The organism is Pleionea sediminis (genome assembly GCF_007570825.1).
GTDB classification, from domain to species: domain Bacteria; phylum Pseudomonadota; class Gammaproteobacteria; order Enterobacterales; family Kangiellaceae; genus Pleionea; species Pleionea sediminis.
In genome coordinates this window covers 455,046-472,620 of record NZ_SUNB01000002.1, presented here as the reverse complement: position 1 = coordinate 472,620, position 17,575 = coordinate 455,046, and the positions used below count along the sequence as shown (strand labels likewise).

Genomic DNA, 17,575 nt, shown 5'->3' with positions numbered 1-17,575 from the left:
TCCGCCATGGATAACGCAAAAATTATTGTTTCGATTGCTCTTTTGAGGTGTTGTAAACCCAGGCTGCTACCAAGTGTAGTTTTGCATCACCTAAAATTTCTTGGTGAGCAGGCATGTTTCCTTGTCGGCCATTACGGATAGTCCGAGCGATGACTTTTCGAGAGCCACCATAAAGCCACGTGCTATCTGTTAAATTGGGTGCGCCAAGTTGCTGATTTCCTTTTCCATCTGCACCATGGCAGGCAACACAATTCATTTGATAGAGTTCTTTGCCTTCTGCAACTTCTTTTTCGGGAGCGTCGCGACCAGAAAGAGAGGTAACATAGCTAGTAACGAAAGTGATTTGTTCTTCGTTAAGTTGCTCACCGAACCCCGGCATCATTCCTTGCCGTCCATTAATCAAGGTTGTTTTGATGGTTTCTGGAGATCCGCCGTACAACCAATCGTCATCCATTAAATTAGGATAACCCGGTGTGCCTGTTGCGAAACTCCCATGACAGGCTGCGCAATAATTCAAAAAGATGCGCTTGCCCATGTCCATGGCTTCTTGATTGCTTCCTAAGCTAGGAATTGGCGTATTTAAGTATTGAGCAAAAATGGGGCCGTATTGTTCTTCTGCAGCGGCGACTTCTTTTTCCCATGCATTTTCCTGCGTCCAATTAAAATAGCCTTCGTAGTTACCCAGTCCAGGATAAAGAACCAGGTATCCAATACTAAATACCAGAGTGATGTAAAACATGTTGAGCCACCATTTCGGTAGCGGGTTATTGTATTCTTCAATGCCATCGTATACGTGGCCGGTTGTATCTTCGCCGTTATCTTCCATCTTGCGTGTTAAGTGCAAAATCACGAAGCTGCCGACAATCATGATGGCGACGATGACGATGATCCACCAACTCCAAAACTCAGTCATTTTTATTCACCTTGCGTATTGTTATTTCGATTGCTTGTCATTGAGTGATCAATTCCATCATCTTCTTCATTTAATGGAATTTGAGACGCTTCTTCAAAAGTTGATTTTCGCTTTTTCGAATACACCCAAATAACTAAGCCGATAAACAGCACTAATAGAAGTGCTGTTTCGATACCACGGAAATCGTTTATATCCATAATCTTGACTACTTTGCTGCATGACCCAGTGATTGCAAATAGGCAACCACGGCTTCTAGCTCGGTTTTTCCTTCAACTTCAGCTTTTGCATTTGCAATGTCTTCATCGCTGTAAGGAACACCAAATTGCTCTTTAAATATTTTAAGCTTTTTGGCCGTCAAATCCGCGTTGATTAAGTTGTCTTGCAACCAGGGGAAGCCAGGCATATTGGATTCAGGTACAACATCACGCGGATTGATTAAGTGGGCTTCGTGCCAATCATCGCTATAACGTCCGCCAACGCGAGCTAAATCAGGACCTGTTCGTTTGGAGCCCCAAAGAAACGGATGCTCCCAAACATGTTCACCAGCGACTGAATAAGGACCATAGCGTTCGGTTTCTGCGCGAAACGGTCGAACCATTTGTGAGTGACACACGTTACAGCCTTCACGAATGTAAACGTCACGACCTTCCATTTGCAGCGCTGTATAAGGTTGAAGTCCCTTCACTGGTTCTGTTGTTTCTTTCAAAAAGAAAAGCGGCACAATTTCTGCGAGACCGCCAAAGCTAATGACGATGATGGTGAGTAAACCCATCAATCCAATGTTTTTCTCTATCGTTTCATGTTTCATTTTCGTTCTCCCTAAGCGATAGCGGGTTTGGCGTCAGAGGCTTTTTCTTGCTTCGGAGCAGACATGGTTTTAAACATGTTGTAAGCCATAAGGAACATACCGCCTAAGAATAAGAAGCCACCAAATAACCGAATAGCGTAGTAAGGGCGTTTTGCTTCTAAACTTTGCACGAAGGAATAAGTTAGGGTTCCATCATCGTTAAATGCACGCCACATTAGCCCTTCCATGACTCCAGCAATCCACATCGCGGCGATATAAAGGACAACACCAACAGTAGCGATCCAGAAATGCCAGTTAATTAGCTTGATACTGTACATTTGAGTTTGACCGAACATCCGCGGCAACATGTAGTACATTGCACCGATAGAAATGAAAGCAACCCAGCCTAGGGCGCCAGAGTGAACGTGGCCAATGGTCCATTCCGTGTAATGTGACAAAGCATTAACGGTTTTAATTGCCATCATAGGTCCTTCAAAAGTCGACATTCCGTAGAAGGATAAAGAGACAATTAAAAATTTAAGAATCGGATCGGTACGTAGCTTATGCCAAGCGCCAGATAGCGTCATTATTCCATTGATCATGCCGCCCCAAGATGGCGCGAGAAGAATCAAGGAGAAAATCATACCTAAAGATTGTGCCCAGTCAGGTAAAGCGGTGTAGTGAAGATGATGAGGGCCTGCCCACATGTAAACCGCGATTAATGCCCAAAAGTGAACAATTGATAATCGATACGAATAAACAGGGCGACCAGCCTGTTTAGGAACATAGTAATACATCATGCCCAGGAAACCGGCGGTTAAGAAGAAACCAACCGCGTTATGCCCGTACCACCATTGAACCATCGCATCGACCGCACCTGCGTATGCAGAGTAAGATTTTGTCAATGTTAATGGAACTGCGGCACTGTTGACTAAATGTAAAACAGCGACTGTGAGGATAAATGCGCCATAGAACCAGTTTGCAACATAGATATGCGCGCTTTTTCGTTTCATCACTGTGCCAAAAAAGACAATTGCATAAGCGACCCAGACAAGGGTAATTAAAATATCAATTGGCCATTCGAGTTCTGCATATTCTTTTCCTGAGGTGTAACCAAGAGGCAAAGAGATAGCTGCCAGAACAATAACGAGCTGCCATCCCCAGAACACGAAACTGGCTAAAAAGTCACTGAATAATCTGGCTTGGCAGGTTCGTTGTACGACGTAGAAAGAAGTACACATTAGAGCACAGCCACCAAAGGCAAAAATTACAGCGTTGGTGTGAAGCGGTCGTAATCTTGAGAACGTTAGCCAAGGTATATCAAAGTTGAGTGCGGGCCAAAGCAATTGAGCGGCGATGAGTACGCCCACGGCCATTCCGACAATTCCCCAAATCACAGTCATTACAGCAAATTGCCGTACCACCGTGTAATTGTAGGACGGTGTGTTTGTCTCTGTCATATCAGAATTCCAAGTATTAATTGTTAAGGGTTCAACGACGATTTGATTTTGCCTGTCATCGAGTCGAGAGAAACTGACATGGATCAAGTCAGTGACATAAAATATCCCAAATAGGGAAGCTCAATGACAGATAAATTGTTAAAAGGGCTTTGAGATAAACTCACCAAGTAACCCTTTACATCGAAAGCGTAATTATATATGAAAATTGAGGTTGCAGCGCACAAAAAATCAAAAAAAATCCACTTGAATTGAGTATTTAGGTTGCTTTTTATCCGGACTAAGCAGCTATTGATCTTTGTCAATAAAATGTTCATCTGATGGTCGTAGAATAACCATGAGAGCCAGCTGTTTCGAGCTCGTATTGATTGTTTTCTATTAATTTAGACTCAGGAGGTCAATCATGAGCCTTATGAAATACCAACCTTGGTCGATGTTTGATCAGTTGCACAAAGAAATAAACGATATTTTTGACCGACAATTAGTCCCAGAGCAAGAAAATGCAACGGGCTTTTTAAGTACCGACTGGAAGCCTGCCGTCGATATTAAAGAAACAGATAAGGCATTTTTGATTAAAGCGGATATTCCAGGAGTAAAACCGGAAGATATCGATGTTTCTTCTGATAATGGTTATTTAGTAATCAAAGGACAGCGTAAACAGGATTCAGATGAAACAAAAGAGGGTGTGCATCGTGTTGAGCGAAGTTATGGGAGTTTTTATCGTTCCTTCGCATTGCCCGACAATGTCGATGTTGAGTCGATTTCGGCGAAGTCCAATCACGGAGTACTCGAATTAACTTTACCTAAAACCGAAACGGCATCAGCACGTAGAATAAAAATTGGCCATTAAATTCAAGAGCTCGAGTACTCGAGCTCTTTTTGTCTGAGGAGGTTTAGAATGTCTTACTTTAGTCAAATGGGTGATGGATTACGGCGTGCCGCTCAATCTGTTCAGCATGGTTGGCAACATTTGTGGCATTCCGCAGCAAATGCCGTCACTCATTTTAAGCAAAGTCCAGAAAGTCAGGCTCAGAATCAAAGTGTTCAATGGGGGGTTTTATCTTGTGAGCTCATTGATGAACCAGAAGCGCTAACTTTGAAGATGGAAGTTCCCGGCGTTCAGGAGAAAGATTTAAATATTGATTTGCATGGACAGTTGTTAACGATACGCGGTGAGCGTCAATATAAACACGAAGAGAAAGAACGTAATTATATATTGCAAGAAAGAGCATTTGGTTCTTTTTCTCGGCAATTTATGTTACCCGAAAAAGTCGATGCGGATGCTGCAAAAGCAACTTACCGTGATGGCGTTCTTAATTTATACATTCCAAAAATTAAATCTACAGATACTGTCAGAAAAATTCCGGTGTCATAAATTGACATTCATGTTTTTCTGAATTCTTAAGTCATAAGGAAATCTTTAAAGGTCAGCAATCGCTGGCCTTTATCTTTTATTGCTTTTATGTCAACGATTAGGCATTGTTGATTGTTATATACTGCTTCGGAACGAATGATAGAGTTGTGGAAAACCGGCTAATTATTCTTGAAGATCCGAGTCGAACATATTTATTTGAAGAATACTTAAGTGGATATAGCAATGATAGATAGCAAATTGCCCAACGTAGGAACGACTATTTTTACCCTAATGTCGCAATTAGCGGCAAAACACTCTGCGATTAATTTATCACAGGGCTTTCCTGATTTTGACGGTCCGGCATTTCTAAAAGAGAGAGTGTCGCATTATATAAATCAAGGATTAAACCAATATGCACCCATGACGGGTCTACCTGCATTGCGTGAGCAAATTGCTAATAAAACCTTCAGTTGTTATCAACGACGATTGGACGCTGAATCGGAAGTCACGATAACAAGTGGAGCAACAGAAGCTCTATTTGCTGCGATACATGCGGTAGTGAAGCGCGATGATGAGGTTATTATTTTTGATCCTGCTTACGACAGTTATGCTCCGGCTATCGAATTAGCCGGTGGTCATCCAATCCACTTAGCACTAGACGATGAGTTTTCGATTGATTTCGAACAATTGGATAAAGCGATTAACAATAAAACATCCTTAGTTATTATTAATTCTCCGCACAATCCGACCGGTGCTATTCTTGATAAACAAACAATGGAAGCGTTAGAGAAACGTATCATTGGTAATGGATTGTTTTTGATTAGTGATGAAGTTTACGAGCATATTGTTTTTGATGATCAACAACATTGGAGCGTTAATTGTTTTTCAGCTTTGGCTGAGCGGAGTTTTGTTGTTAGTTCTTTTGGAAAAACGTTTCATACCACTGGATGGAAAGTGGGCTATTGCGTTGCGCCAAAAACGTTAAGCGTAGAATTTCGTAAAGTACATCAATATTTAACTTTTTGTACCGTGACTCCGATACAAGCTGCGTTAGCTGATATGCTTGAGCAGCATCCTGAACATTGGCAGGAGCTGTCTGCTTTTTATCAAACGAAACGTGACCATTTACGTAATGAGTTGGCAAAAACCCGCTTTAAATTAATGCCTTGCCAAGGAACCTACTTTCAACTGGTGGATTATTCAAATATTAGTGATAAAAGCGATACTGATTTTGCCAATTGGCTGACAACTGAGGTTGGTGTTGCCAGTGTTCCTATCTCAGTATTTTACAAGTCGAAAAAAGATCAGCATCTAATTCGACTGTGTGTTGCAAAGAATGAAGAAACTCTATCTGCAGCGGCAGAAAAGTTGGCTAAACTTTGAAAAAATTAAATGAGAGAGACTTAATTATGAGTGAATTAAAATTTGCCGTTATACAGTTTTCTCCAAAATGGGAACAACCGGCCATTAATCGAAAATGGCTAAGTGACCAAATCAAGACACTGAAAGAAGTTGATGTCATCGTGTTACCTGAAATGTTTGCTTCGGGATTTTCATTAACTTCTAACTGCATTGAATCGCACAAAGGAGAAACGGTTGTCTGGATGATTGAGGAAGCTGCGAAAAATAATGCAGTCGTTTGTGGTAGTGTTAAAACGCAGGTCGATGATTCAGTTTTTAATCGTTTTTACTGGGCTCAGCCTGATGGAGAACTTTTATTTTACGACAAAGTTCATTTATTTGGTGCTGAAACTCGATTAATTGCACCGGGTGCCCAACGTGTATTTGTTGAATACCTTGGATTTCGAATATTTTTGCAAACCTGTTATGACCTGCGCTTTCCTGTTTTTTGCCGCAATGATGTTGGGTACGATATTATCATTAACGTTGCATCTTGGCCTATTCCCAGGATTCATCACTGGAATGCGTTACTTAAAGCTCGCGCGATTGAAAATTTGTGTTATGTCGTCGCAGCAAATCGAGTGGGTAAAGATGGAAATGAATGGGAATACAATGGTGAATCGCAAATCATTGCGCCTGATGGTGAGTTGATCGAAAAAGCTGAACTCGACCAATCTCATATTTGTCGAGCAACGTTGAAAAAATCTGAACTCATAGCCGTTCGTGATAAATTTCCTTTCTTAGAAGATCGAGATGATTTCTCTTTAACGCAGATCACGACTCAGAAATAGCCTACCAAATGCTGAGATAATTCTTATTCGGTCTATTCATCTCAGCTTTTTTACTGATTTTTGTTCATGCTTTGTCTGTAATTATGTCAATATGGCGGGTTTGGGTGCTCCGGTGTATTTCATTCTGCGTATAAAAGTCTAAAGACGCGAGAAATGTCTAGCTCGAGTATAAGTTTTGTTCGATGAAGCAGGGTATGTGTTTAGTGAAAAGGTGGGAGTATGTCTGTGATCAAGCCAATTAAAGAAGCGACTGCAGATTATCAATTGGAAAATGCAAAAATTCATGTACAAAACTTACGGTTAAGAACATTAATAGGTTTTAATCCTGAAGAATTGACTAAGCCACAAGATGTGGTCATTAACGCTTCAATTGAATTTGACGCCGCACAAGCTTCGATGTCTGACAACGAAAAAGATACCTTGGATTATAAGGTTATTACCAAGCAAATGATCGAACACGTTGAGAATAACCAGTTTCGTTTATTAGAAAAATTGACGGCAGACTTGGTTGCAATTGTAATGTCCCACCCAAAAGTCTCGGCGACACAAATAACGGTCGATAAACCTCATGCGCTCAGGTTCTCAGATTCGGTTTCTGTAACTTTAAATGCAAGCCGGTAGTCTTGAGTCATGATTGAAGGTCCAATTGTTATTACTGGTGGTGCACAAAGGTTTGGGCTCGAGCTGGCTAAGTCATTTATTAAGAGCGGACATTCAGTTGTCGTCACTTATCGAACCAAGCATGACAGAGTGAATTGGTTGAGAGATCGAGGTGTTGACTGTGTTCAAGCGGATATTATTGATGATGCTTCAATCAACGAATTGGTTGGATATCTAAAGCAACACTACTCTAAACTACGAGCGTTGATTCACAATGCATCAGACTGGATAACCGATCAGTCAGAAGAAAGTCCATCCAATATTTTCGACCGTTCAATGTTAATTCACGCAAAAGCTCCTTACCTGCTTAATTGGCATTTAAAGGAGGAGCTAAAGTCGAATTATCAGTCATTCGGTCGAGCTGATATTATTCATATGTCCGACTTTATTGTTGAGAAAGGCAGCAAGAAACATCTGGCTTACGCTGCTAGTAAAGCTGCGCTCGATAATTTAACCAAATCCTTTGCTGCTAAATACGCACCTGAAATTAAAGTAAATGCGATTGCGCCTTCTTTAATGATGTTTAATGAAGACGATGATGAGTTTTATCGGGAGCGAGCAAAGGAAAAACACCTATTGTCCCCCGGTCCGGGAGAGAGGGAGGGAATTAATGCGGTTCAATTTTTGATGGAAAGCAAATACATCACCGGTAGAACAATCTCTTTGGATGGTGGACGCTCCTTGATTTAGTGAGTTGTAAGTTTTGTTAGTTAAGAAAGTTTAAAATTATTAATTTGATGGTGAATAAGATGAAAACAGCAGTTAGTGGCGAAACAACCACCCACCAGGAAGAAGTTTCTTTTGAAGCAATGCGGGTTCGAGATGCTTTGATCAAGCAAGGGTTGGAAACGCCGTTGGTTGCTAACCCACTTAATGATGAAGCGAAATATTCGCAAATAAAGTCTTCAATGACCGACGTTATGAAAGCATTAGGTTTGGATCTGAAAGACGATAGTTTAGCTGAAACGCCGCATCGAATCGCCAAAATGTTTGTCAATGAAATCTTTTGTGGATTGGATTATTCAAACTTTCCCAAAATAACCGTCATTGAAAATAAGATGAACGTCGAAGAGATGGTCAAAGTTTCTGACATTAGTGTGACAAGTACTTGTGAACATCATTTTGTAACGATTGATGGTTTGGCTAAAGTAGCTTACATTCCGAAAGAGAAAATAATCGGACTTTCAAAAATTAATCGAATCGTTCGATTTTTTGCGCAGCGACCTCAAGTCCAAGAAAGACTTACTCAACAAGTCCTGATTGCTCTGCAAACTCTGCTAGAAACCGAAGATGTTGCGGTGACTATTAAAGCAACGCATTACTGTGTTAAAGCTCGAGGTATCATGGACGCTAATTCGCAAACCGAAACCACCGCTCTCGGCGGTGGCTTTAAAGCAAATCCTAAAACACGGGTAGAATTTTTAAATTAGTCTTTTAGTGAGTTTGAAGCGCATCAAAGTCACCGGGCTTGACCGCGACAATATCACAGCTGACGTCATCGAGTAGGCGTTCAGCTGTACTTCCTAGTAAACCAGAGCGATAAGTCGTACCGACAACTAACAGAGCCGCTTTATTTTGAGCGGCAGCTTGCTCTAGTGCTTCTTCAGGAAAACCCTCAAGTAATACCGTTTCATCATCTGATAATTGGTGGCGTTCTTTTAAGATTTTTAACTGAGCTAAATGCTCGTTGCGAATTCTTTTCATTAAAGCTTGATGATCTTCTGGTGTATCCAAAACGATAAATTGTCCCATAACTCCTGTTGAAGCTGTGCTATTCATGACGACTTCCCAGCCAGCGGGATCAAACACATGGCAAACTTTCAAGGGTAAAGAAAGAGCCTCGGCAAGTTCTTTGGCTTGTTGAATGATAATGTCATCCAAGTGGCTATCTTGGCTGTGGTGATGCGAGGGATCGACAGCAGCCATCACACATTCGGCATTATCCCAACGATTGTCTTTTGATAACAATAAGGGTTGCTCACAAGATTTCAATAATTGAAAGTCGCCGGGAGTAATAAATATTTTTTTCAAACGGTTGTGATGAGTTGCTTGTTTAAAAACAAGATCTGCATTCATCGACTTTGCCGCTTTCATTACTGATTCGTAGTAGGGTTTGTGCCATTCAACTTGAGTCGAGTAATTGATATTTTTATGGTTAAATTTTTCAATTAATTGTTCAAGGTGACTTTGGTGTTGCTTTTTAATTTGCTTAACCGCTTGCTCCAAGCTTTCTGGATGTAAGATAAGGTTTGATGCAATTGCTGGCTGGTAATCACAAATAAATAAAGTGACGTCCAGCGTTGTTGTCGTTGCAAGCTTTTGGAGCTTTTCAAGCAATAATGTATCTTTTTGCTCTGGATTTATATCCACCAATATACGTAAGCTAGTCATGAAAAACTCCATTCGTCAATTTTATAGTCTGGCATGTTAATAAACTATACCTCAAAGTTATCAGGTTTCAATGCCAGAACTTCGCAGTTTAGTTGAGCAAGAACTCGTTCTGCAGTATTTCCCATGAAGGCAGCGGTTAAACCCGTTCGTCCAACGGTACCCATAACAACAAGTTGCGCACCAATGCGCGTTGCCAGAGCGGGAATTTTTTCTTCAGGAATGCCTTCTACTACGTGAATATGCTGATCGCCATAAGGGTGTTTTGCGACAAGTTCCTGCATTTTTTCGTTGTGAAACTGGTTTACTTTACTTTTAAGTTTTTTTAAGTCGATATTTGGGAAATCTGAGGGTGCATCAAGCGCAGGACTAACATGCGTGTTTACAACATGTGCTTCGGTTTTTAACATCTCAGCGAGATATTGAGAATATTCAATAATATCGTGGTTCAGTTTTTGATGCTCCGTGCATTCTGTTGTTGGGCAAACTGCGGCTAGAATAGCGCTGTCTTCTTTCCAACTGTCGTCTCTAACTAAGAGTAATGGAGAGTGACAAAATCTCAGTAGATGCCAATCAACAGGGGTAACAAATGGATTTTGAGAATTGGCATCGCTGGAAATGCGTTTAATGGTTAAATCAAATTCATTTTCCTGAGTGTATTCTACAACAGCTTGAGCTGTTTTTTTATGCCAGGTGACAACAGGATGAAAAGCTACATTAGCTTGAGCTTTCTCTTTTATTAATTTTTCGAGATACTTTTGCCTTTGCCCGATGTATTCATTGCGTAATAGTTTACGTTCATTCGAAGCCAAGATCGCGGTTAGCTCCAAAGCTGGTTCATAAACCGCACTGAATAGGGTGATTTCAATTGGACCACCGCGTGAAAACATTAAGGCTCTGTCCAAAGCTGGTTGAAAAGGTTTCTCTCTTGTGATGACAACCAGTAGCTTTTGAGGCGTTTTCATAAGTTGCGCTCCATTGGATTCGTCAGTCATGCTCTTCTCTGGGATGTTTACAGTATGCGAGTATATTGGACGTGTCATATTGATGTAGATCAGCTTAGTTAATGATGAAATTGAGGGAATGAAATGGCTCGATAACGGACTGGAGATGGATAAAGTGATACAAAAATTTACAAGTTAAGGGCGCAAAATTTTGAAGGGGTCGTATATAATCGGTCAAACTTGAACCATTTTATAGTGATATAAAAATTTTTATTAGTATAATCAATTGCTTGGGGTGTTTATGAAACTAAAATTACTGTCGATCGCTGTATCTGCATCACTTTTGGTCGCTTGCGGACAAGAGAAAACTTCAGAAGATGTTGCGTCTGAAGCAACAAAAGGCTCATCCATTTCTGAAAAAGTGACTAATCAATCAGATAATCAAAACAAGACTGAAGATACTGCAGCAGATTTAGACTCTGGATTAACTTTAGATAATTTTGACCGATCAATTCGACCACAGGATGACCTGTATCGTTATGTTAATGGTGTTTGGTTAAAAAATACTGAAATTCCAGAAGACCGCTCAAATTACGGAACCTTTACTGAATTAGCTGAACAAGCGCAAAAAGATTTGCGAGCCATTATTGAAGCTTCGGCATCAGCAAAAGACTTAGCCAAAGGGACACCAGAACAAAAAGTTGGTGATCTTTATAATAGTGTTTTAGATACTGAAACTTTGAATAAACGTGGCGTTAAGCCCATTGAACCATTCCTTAATGAGATTGATGCCATCGATTCAAAGGAAAAACTTGCTGATTATTTTGCAATTGTTTCCAAGCGCGGTTCCTCGGCGCCAATGGCAATTTTTATCAATAACGATGCAAAAGATCCGACACAATACATCATGTATTTGACACAGTCAGGATTGGGTTTACCAAATAAAGAATATTACTTTGATGAAACAGAAAGTTTTCAAACCATTCGTGCAGAATATCTTAAGCACATTGCAAAGATGTTTGAACTTGTCGGATTAAAGAATGGAGAGCAGTTTGCCAAAGATGTAATGTCTTTAGAAGCAGACATTGCTGAAATTCATTGGAATAAAGAAGATAATCGCAATAGTGTTAAAACGTACAATAAAAAGTCGCTCGATAGCATGGATGTTTTGGCGGGAGATTTTAACTGGAGCGGATATTTCGCAAGCTTGGGTGTGACTGAGCAAAAAGAACTTATTGTTCGCCAGCCGACTTATTTTTCTGCGTTTAATGACGTATTCAAAAACACCGCATTGGATCAGTGGAAAACTTATCTAAAATGGCACTTAATCTCTGGTAATGCCGGACTGATGAGTGAGACCCTCGATCAGGAAAACTTCGCATTTTATGGCAAAATTTTGCAGGGCACTCCAGAGCAGCAACCTCGATGGAAGCGAGCTGTCACAGCTGTCAATAACTTGTTAGGCGAAGTTGTCGGTAAAGTTTATGTCAAAAAACATTTTAAGCCAGAAGCAAAACAACGTATGTTGGAAATGGTTGAAAATCTTCGAGAAGCCTACAGACAAAGCATTATTGAACTGGATTGGATGGGAGAGGAGACAAAGAAACAAGCACTCGATAAGCTTAGTAAGTTTCGACCTAAAATTGGTTATCCGGACAAATGGCGAGATTATTCTGCTCTGACAATTGAGCCTGGAATGTTGCTTGAAAACTACATGGCAGCCCGTGAGTTCAACTTTAACACGCAGCGTGACAAGCTCGGTAAACCGATTGATCGCGATGAGTGGTTTATGACACCACAAACAGTTAATGCTTATTATAATCCCGTCATGAATGAAATTGTTTTCCCTGCTGCTATTTTACAGCCACCATTTTTTAATATGGAAGCGGATGATGCTGTGAATTATGGCGGTATAGGAGCTGTGATTGGTCATGAGATGGGGCATGGATTTGATGATCAAGGCTCGACCTATGACGGTGATGGTGTTCTCCGTGACTGGTGGACGGAAGAAGACAAAAAGGAATTTAAATCTCGAACGCAACAGTTAATTGATCAATACAGTAGCTTCGAGCCGTTACCAGAAATTCATTTAAGTGGTGAATTTACGTTGGGTGAGAATATCGGTGATCTTGGTGGTTTGACCATAGCTTATAAGGCTTACGATTTATCGTTAGGAGAACAGCAATCTCCAGCAATTGATGGATTTTCTGGCGAACAACGTTTCTTTATGGGATGGGCTCAAGTTTGGGCGCGTAAATATCGTGAAACTGAGTTAAAGCGTCGTATTAAAGTTGATCCTCATTCACCTAGTGAATACCGGGCTAACGGTGTTGTTCGAAACATGCCGGAATTTATGGCAGCATTCGAAGTTAAACCTGGTGATGAATTGTATCTACCTCCAGAGGAACGAGTGAAAATTTGGTAATCACTTTTATTCTTGTCACCAATTTGGCGTTGCAATAGAAAAGCCGCGAAGTTTCGCGGCTTTTTAAATGCTTAATGGTTAGTCTTATATTGAATAATCTCAATTAAGAAAGTAACTTTTTAAAAAGCTGCTACTGTTCTAAAGTTTTTATTGCAAATTTTACAAAATCCCCCGATGTTAAAATGCCGACGACTTTAAATTCATCGACAACGACAATACAGCCATGTCGGTTATTACGAAAAAATTTTGCAGCGTCGATTAAGGGTGTTTCTGGGGCAACGGTAATTGCTTTTTCATCCAGAATATCGGCAATGCTCTGCTTTTTCTCATATTCTTCAAGGTTGTCTAATCCTTGCTCGTTGATTATTTCTATCGCGTGTGAAAGTACTGCTTTTTGGGTTAAAACACCTTCGAAGTTTTCTGTTGTTGCATTCACAATGGGGACATGACGAATGGAGTGCTCTTTCATTGTTGCGCGTCCCTCAAATAAAGAATGAGCATCGGTTAAACACACTGGATCAACCGTCATAAAGTCAGCAACTCGATACATAATATCCTCTGAAAAAATATTGACCTACCGTATTTATAGATCGACCAGATTCTGAAAACAAATAAAAAAACCCGCTAATTAGGCGGGCTTTGATTTTTATCAATCTTATTTTAAATAATACCGTTATTTATATCCGATGAGTACGGCAATGACCAGTGCAATCGAGCCAGCAATGAATAACTTAATCATCAGTGGGCCGATAAAGCGAAACCATTTGCTATAGGGAATGCCGCACATTCCAAGAATTCCCATTAGAACTGGATTGGTAGGAACAATCATATTCATAAAGCCATCACCCATTTGAAAGGCAAGAACCGCAACTTGTCGTGATACACCAACAATGTCTGCAATGGGTGCCATGATTGGCATTGTGACATAGGCTTGTCCCGAGCCAGACGGAATGAAGAAATTCAATACGCTTTGGATAAACAACATGCCGATTGCTGATATTTCAGCTCCCACGCTGGTGAGCGGAGTGGCGAGTGCGTTAATCACCGTATGCAAAACTTGGCCATCACTCAGCAGCATTTCAATGCTTCGAGCAAAACCTATCAGTAGCGCGGTGCCTGTTAATTCCGATGCTCCTTGAGTGAATATTTTGGCAGCCTCATCCAAAGAGGTTTTGTTGATTAATGTGGTGATAATCGCAAGAACGACAAAAATTGCGCCTAACTCGATAAAATACCAACCGTATTGCGCGATTCCATAAACAATAACGACTAAAGCAATAAATGTCGTTATCAATATTGCCAGTCTCTGCGGTGTCATTTTGGGATATTCTGTCGGCTCTGGTGGCTGTGCTTCTTTGATTCCGTAGACCAAACTAGCTTCTGGGTTGTGGCGAACTTTATTGGCGTATTTCCACAGATGGTGAAACCCGATGGCCAGAAAAGGGACAAATAAAATTAAACGGTATTCCCATCCTGACGTAGGCGGTATGTCGGCCACACCTTGTGCGACAAGTACGGTAAATGGATTAATAACTGCAGTTCCGTAACCTAAGCCATAACCTATGACCATAGAGCCTACCGCTGAAACTGTATCCATTTTTAGAGCGACGCACAGCGAAATCAAAATTAGTACTAACGGAATATATTCTTCAGCCATTCCTATGGTTGTCGAGCCAGCCATAAAAGAGAGCATACTCATGAACAGAAGCAAAGCAGGGCGATGAGAAAAGCGATTCAATACTTTTCCTAATAGCGCATCAATAGCGCCCGTAGAGCGTAGAACTGCAATTGAGCCGCCAATGATTAATAAGAAGAAAATAATGCCCTGAGCTTCGCCCATTGCTTTGGGGATTACGGTAAACAATTCCCAAATGGGTAACGATTCGGCATCTTCGATAACTTTATAAGTGCCGGGTACAACAATATCGTGTCCTTTCGCATCTTTGGTCATATCAAACTGACCGGCGGGCAAGATCCAGGTAAGAATGTATGCCAACACCATCATGGAAAAGAGTAGGACGAGAGTATGAGGAACTTTAAGTGTTTTCATTGTGATGTTTTTACTTTGTTATAGCTTAAGTTTTATCGCATTGTATCAAAAAAAAACCCGGCAATTCTGCCGGGTTTTTTGATCGGTGAACGTTATTTAACACCGTGCATAAGCTTGTTGATGAAAGGTGCAACAATAAAGAAGAAAATTGCAACGACTAATCCACCCCAGAAGAGTTGATCAAATACGGCGTAGTATCCTTCAATTGACCCCGCTGCTGCATTACCTTCACCACCGCCACTGGCGGCGATTGCTGCAATTCGACCCGCAACATAGTTTGCTGTAGCGATAGAGAGGAACCAGCCACCCATGGCTAAACCGGTTTCTTTCGGAAGAGCAAGCTTGGTAACCATTGAGAGTCCAATCGGAGAAAGGCAAAGCTCACCCATTGTGTGGATAAGATAACAAAGTGCCAGCATTTCCCAAGGTACTCGGCCATTTTCTCCAACCATAAAGTCAATGGCGAAAACAAGCGCATAAAATCCAACGCCGACACCGAGCAGACCAAAGGCAAATTTTCTCGGAATTGAAGGATTCATATTCCACTTTTCGAGCTTTGGCCATAAGAGTGCAAATAACGGGGCAAGAATAAGTATGAACACGGGATTTGCTGATTGGAATACAGTGAAATCGATATTACCTGGCATATCTACGTAGTCACGAGCAAAGAAGTTTAATGATGAGCCGGCTTGTTCAAACAGAGCCCAAAAACACATATTCGCGACGAAAAGAATTAGCATGGCGATATATCGATGAAGTTGTTCTTTGCTACCACTCTTTATACCGCTGTATACAAAGTAGCCTGCAAGGCCTAACATCATAACACTTAGTATGGCACCAAGAACTTCACTGCGACTTAATAAAATATAAACTGGAGCGATTAAAACAGCCGCACCAATTAATACCTGCATCATTGATTTTTTGCCATCGCGATCTTTTGGTGCTGTTCCGACTTCACCCAACCAATGTTTCAATAGCTGGAACACCATCAAACCTAGAATCATACCGATACCAGCCGTGAAAAAGCCCCACTTATAGCCGTAGAGCGCACCAACGACGGTTCCACAAATGATAGGAGCGATTAATGCGCCTGCGTTGATTCCCATGTAAAAGATGGTGAAACCTGAATCTCGACGAGAATCCGATGGGCTGTAGAGGTTACCAACCATAACGGAAATGTTTGGCTTGAACAGACCGTTACCAACAACGAGGACGGCAAGACCCAATAGGAAGATCGTTAAGTCAGGCGTTAAGAGCATGAACATACCTGCGGCCATCATCGCTCCGCCGAGCATTATCGACCGTTGATATCCCAATATTTTGTCAGCAACGTAACCGCCCAAAATACCGGTCATATAAACCATTGAGGTATATCCACCGTAGGTCAAGCTGGCTTCTGCTTCCGCGCCTTTGCCCATGTGTTCGAAAAAGGTCATCGCAACGTATGGTGCCAAAATGGCACGCATGCCGTAGTACATGAAGCGTTCCCAGAACTCTGCTGAGAACAACATCCACAAACCTTTTGGATGTCCGAGGAATTCTCCTGGTGGAATTCCTGGAACGGTATCTTTCGGAGGTGTCGCCGAGCCGGCGTGAGCTTTCACCTCTTCTTCTGTGTGTGTTGTCATAATTTATTTTCTCCCGAAAAGGATATTTATTGTGCGCTATTATTGAAAACAGCGACTGCCCCAAAACTCCTCTTTATACCTTGTTCGGCGCGGCATACACAAGATTGACGCAGCGTGAATTTTATGTATTCGACAGATATTCAATAAATTGGACAAAATCGACGAGCTTGTCGGACTTCTTTGCTGGTTAATTGTTAATCGGATCGAGACCAAGGCTGCTTCTAATCGCGTTTTCCAGTTCAATGCTATCAGGATCCGAAGTTCTGAGGTGGGCATGCCATTGGTTGTTTTTTGTTAATATTGCGACAGTTGGCGTGCCGGGAACTCGGTAGTCTTTTCGTAAGTTGTCGCCATTGAGACCAACGGTAAATGTATAACCGTGCCTTTCAATGTAAGATTTGGGGTCTCCGTCCTCTAAAATAGTGATAGCAATGACCTTTAGACCATCTTCCTTATACTTGTTGTGTAGGCGCTCGATACCGGGTAGCAACTTTTTGCAATACGGACACCAGGTTGCCCAAAAAACAATCAAAACGGTTTGCTCTTTGTACTCGGAGAGATGGAATGATTGCTCGCTTAAAGTTTCGATTGAAAAGTTTTTGGCGATGGGGAGCTCTTGAGAATTTTCGGCTTGGGCAAAAGTTGAAAAAGTAACAATGAGTAAGAAAGTTAAATTAAGTAGACGTTTCATCATAGTAATAGCGTTTTTTAATTGGTATTTAATGAGAGTTGCTGATATCTAGAATGTTACAACTTAACTTTATAATGAGTATTTAT

At 41.2% G+C, this 17,575-nt stretch carries 18 protein-coding genes; 8 read left to right on the top strand and 10 right to left on the bottom strand.

The features are described 5' to 3' along the window. Positions 1–22: 22 nt before the first annotated feature. The 4 genes from ccoP to ccoN are packed head-to-tail and all read right to left on the bottom strand — an operon-like array spanning position 23 to position 3,160. Positions 23–913 carry a cytochrome-c oxidase, cbb3-type subunit III gene (ccoP, locus tag FAX86_RS11995; RefSeq protein WP_144393652.1) on the bottom strand — a complete coding sequence of 297 codons (891 nt, stop codon included), beginning with the start codon at positions 911–913 and terminating at the stop codon, positions 23–25. Positions 914–915: 2 nt separating this feature from the next. Then, a complete protein-coding gene (locus FAX86_RS11990) occupies positions 916–1,110 on the bottom strand; it encodes a cbb3-type cytochrome oxidase subunit 3 (protein ID WP_144393651.1) in 195 nt (64 codons plus the stop codon). Positions 1,111–1,118: 8 nt separating this feature from the next. Further along, on the bottom strand, positions 1,119–1,721 hold the full coding sequence (ccoO, locus tag FAX86_RS11985; protein WP_144393650.1) for a cytochrome-c oxidase, cbb3-type subunit II: 603 nt from the start codon (positions 1,719–1,721) through the stop codon (positions 1,119–1,121). An 11-nt stretch (positions 1,722–1,732) separates the two neighbouring features. After that, positions 1,733–3,160 carry a cytochrome-c oxidase, cbb3-type subunit I gene (gene ccoN, locus FAX86_RS11980; RefSeq protein ID WP_144393649.1) on the bottom strand — a complete coding sequence of 476 codons (1,428 nt, stop codon included), beginning with the start codon at positions 3,158–3,160 and terminating at the stop codon, positions 1,733–1,735. Positions 3,161–3,560: 400 nt separating this feature from the next. Here ccoN and FAX86_RS11975 point away from each other — a divergent pair, with 400 nt between their 5' ends. The 7 genes from FAX86_RS11975 (at position 3,561) to folE (ending at position 8,793) form a co-directional block, all read left to right on the top strand. Further along, positions 3,561–4,007: an Hsp20/alpha crystallin family protein gene (locus tag FAX86_RS11975; RefSeq protein ID WP_144393648.1), complete on the top strand. Its 447-nt coding sequence runs from the start codon at positions 3,561–3,563 to the stop codon at positions 4,005–4,007. A 48-nt stretch (positions 4,008–4,055) separates the two neighbouring features. Then, positions 4,056–4,532 carry an Hsp20/alpha crystallin family protein gene (locus FAX86_RS11970; RefSeq protein WP_144393647.1) on the top strand — a complete coding sequence of 159 codons (477 nt, stop codon included), beginning with the start codon at positions 4,056–4,058 and terminating at the stop codon, positions 4,530–4,532. 222 nt (positions 4,533–4,754) lie between these two features. After that, positions 4,755–5,894 (top strand): pyridoxal phosphate-dependent aminotransferase, encoded by a 1,140-nt coding sequence (locus FAX86_RS11965; protein WP_144393646.1) that lies wholly within the window; start codon positions 4,755–4,757, stop codon positions 5,892–5,894. Between the two features lie 26 nt (positions 5,895–5,920). Next, positions 5,921–6,703 carry a nitrilase-related carbon-nitrogen hydrolase gene (locus FAX86_RS11960; RefSeq protein ID WP_144393645.1) on the top strand — a complete coding sequence of 261 codons (783 nt, stop codon included), beginning with the start codon at positions 5,921–5,923 and terminating at the stop codon, positions 6,701–6,703. Positions 6,704–6,922: 219 nt separating this feature from the next. Continuing rightward, complete coding sequence (gene folX, locus FAX86_RS11955; RefSeq protein WP_144393644.1) at positions 6,923–7,324, top strand: dihydroneopterin triphosphate 2'-epimerase; 402 nt, start codon at positions 6,923–6,925, stop codon at positions 7,322–7,324. A gap of 9 nt (positions 7,325–7,333) precedes the next feature. Further along, the gene (gene folM, locus FAX86_RS11950; protein WP_205859185.1) at positions 7,334–8,053 is read left to right on the top strand and encodes a dihydromonapterin reductase; all 720 of its coding nucleotides are present in this window, start codon (positions 7,334–7,336) and stop codon (positions 8,051–8,053) included. A 59-nt stretch (positions 8,054–8,112) separates the two neighbouring features. Next, complete coding sequence (gene folE, locus FAX86_RS11945; protein ID WP_144393643.1) at positions 8,113–8,793, top strand: GTP cyclohydrolase I FolE; 681 nt, start codon at positions 8,113–8,115, stop codon at positions 8,791–8,793. Between the two features lie 4 nt (positions 8,794–8,797). On the opposite strand, the gene FAX86_RS11940 is transcribed toward folE, so the two are convergent. Beyond that, positions 8,798–9,754 carry a universal stress protein gene (locus tag FAX86_RS11940; RefSeq protein WP_164503559.1) on the bottom strand — a complete coding sequence of 319 codons (957 nt, stop codon included), beginning with the start codon at positions 9,752–9,754 and terminating at the stop codon, positions 8,798–8,800. 44 nt (positions 9,755–9,798) lie between these two features. Continuing rightward, positions 9,799–10,746 (bottom strand): universal stress protein UspE, encoded by a 948-nt coding sequence (gene uspE / locus FAX86_RS11935; protein WP_164503558.1) that lies wholly within the window; start codon positions 10,744–10,746, stop codon positions 9,799–9,801. 250 nt (positions 10,747–10,996) lie between these two features. Here uspE and FAX86_RS11930 point away from each other — a divergent pair, with 250 nt between their 5' ends. Continuing rightward, entirely contained in the window at positions 10,997–13,120 is a 2,124-nt protein-coding gene (locus FAX86_RS11930; RefSeq protein WP_144393640.1) for a M13 family metallopeptidase, read from the top strand. A gap of 130 nt (positions 13,121–13,250) precedes the next feature. On the opposite strand, the gene FAX86_RS11925 is transcribed toward FAX86_RS11930, so the two are convergent. From FAX86_RS11925 to FAX86_RS11910, 4 genes are all read right to left on the bottom strand, one after another. Further along, positions 13,251–13,670, bottom strand: coding sequence for a CBS domain-containing protein (locus tag FAX86_RS11925; RefSeq protein ID WP_144393639.1), 420 nt, complete (start codon positions 13,668–13,670; stop codon positions 13,251–13,253). A 123-nt stretch (positions 13,671–13,793) separates the two neighbouring features. Continuing rightward, positions 13,794–15,170 carry a YfcC family protein gene (locus FAX86_RS11920; protein ID WP_144393638.1) on the bottom strand — a complete coding sequence of 459 codons (1,377 nt, stop codon included), beginning with the start codon at positions 15,168–15,170 and terminating at the stop codon, positions 13,794–13,796. A gap of 92 nt (positions 15,171–15,262) precedes the next feature. After that, on the bottom strand, positions 15,263–16,798 hold the full coding sequence (locus tag FAX86_RS11915) for a peptide MFS transporter (protein WP_144393637.1): 1,536 nt from the start codon (positions 16,796–16,798) through the stop codon (positions 15,263–15,265). Between the two features lie 187 nt (positions 16,799–16,985). Then, positions 16,986–17,492, bottom strand: coding sequence for a TlpA disulfide reductase family protein (locus tag FAX86_RS11910; RefSeq protein ID WP_144393636.1), 507 nt, complete (start codon positions 17,490–17,492; stop codon positions 16,986–16,988). Positions 17,493–17,575 lie beyond the last annotated feature (83 nt).

Bases quoted from the DNA above. Each gene is read 5' to 3' on its own strand.
- uspE (WP_164503558.1), bottom strand. From the start codon at position 10,746: ATGACTGACGAATCCAATGGAGCGCAACTTATGAAAACGCCTCAAAAG.
- FAX86_RS11990 (WP_144393651.1), bottom strand. From the start codon at position 1,110: ATGGATATAAACGATTTCCGTGGTATCGAAACAGCACTTCTATTAGTG.
- ccoO (WP_144393650.1), bottom strand. From the start codon at position 1,721: ATGAAACATGAAACGATAGAGAAAAACATTGGATTGATGGGTTTACTC.
- FAX86_RS11925 (WP_144393639.1), bottom strand. From the start codon at position 13,670: ATGTATCGAGTTGCTGACTTTATGACGGTTGATCCAGTGTGTTTAACC.
- FAX86_RS11915 (WP_144393637.1), bottom strand. From the start codon at position 16,798: ATGACAACACACACAGAAGAAGAGGTGAAAGCTCACGCCGGCTCGGCG.
- ccoN (WP_144393649.1), bottom strand. From the start codon at position 3,160: ATGACAGAGACAAACACACCGTCCTACAATTACACGGTGGTACGGCAA.
- FAX86_RS11920 (WP_144393638.1), bottom strand. From the start codon at position 15,170: ATGAAAACACTTAAAGTTCCTCATACTCTCGTCCTACTCTTTTCCATG.
- FAX86_RS11965 (WP_144393646.1), top strand. From the start codon at position 4,755: ATGATAGATAGCAAATTGCCCAACGTAGGAACGACTATTTTTACCCTA.
- FAX86_RS11960 (WP_144393645.1), top strand. From the start codon at position 5,921: ATGAGTGAATTAAAATTTGCCGTTATACAGTTTTCTCCAAAATGGGAA.
- folM (WP_205859185.1), top strand. From the start codon at position 7,334: ATGATTGAAGGTCCAATTGTTATTACTGGTGGTGCACAAAGGTTTGGG.
- ccoP (WP_144393652.1), bottom strand. From the start codon at position 913: ATGACTGAGTTTTGGAGTTGGTGGATCATCGTCATCGTCGCCATCATG.
- FAX86_RS11930 (WP_144393640.1), top strand. From the start codon at position 10,997: ATGAAACTAAAATTACTGTCGATCGCTGTATCTGCATCACTTTTGGTC.
- FAX86_RS11975 (WP_144393648.1), top strand. From the start codon at position 3,561: ATGAGCCTTATGAAATACCAACCTTGGTCGATGTTTGATCAGTTGCAC.
- FAX86_RS11940 (WP_164503559.1), bottom strand. From the start codon at position 9,754: ATGACTAGCTTACGTATATTGGTGGATATAAATCCAGAGCAAAAAGAT.
- folE (WP_144393643.1), top strand. From the start codon at position 8,113: ATGAAAACAGCAGTTAGTGGCGAAACAACCACCCACCAGGAAGAAGTT.
- folX (WP_144393644.1), top strand. From the start codon at position 6,923: ATGTCTGTGATCAAGCCAATTAAAGAAGCGACTGCAGATTATCAATTG.
- FAX86_RS11970 (WP_144393647.1), top strand. From the start codon at position 4,056: ATGTCTTACTTTAGTCAAATGGGTGATGGATTACGGCGTGCCGCTCAA.
- FAX86_RS11910 (WP_144393636.1), bottom strand. From the start codon at position 17,492: ATGATGAAACGTCTACTTAATTTAACTTTCTTACTCATTGTTACTTTT.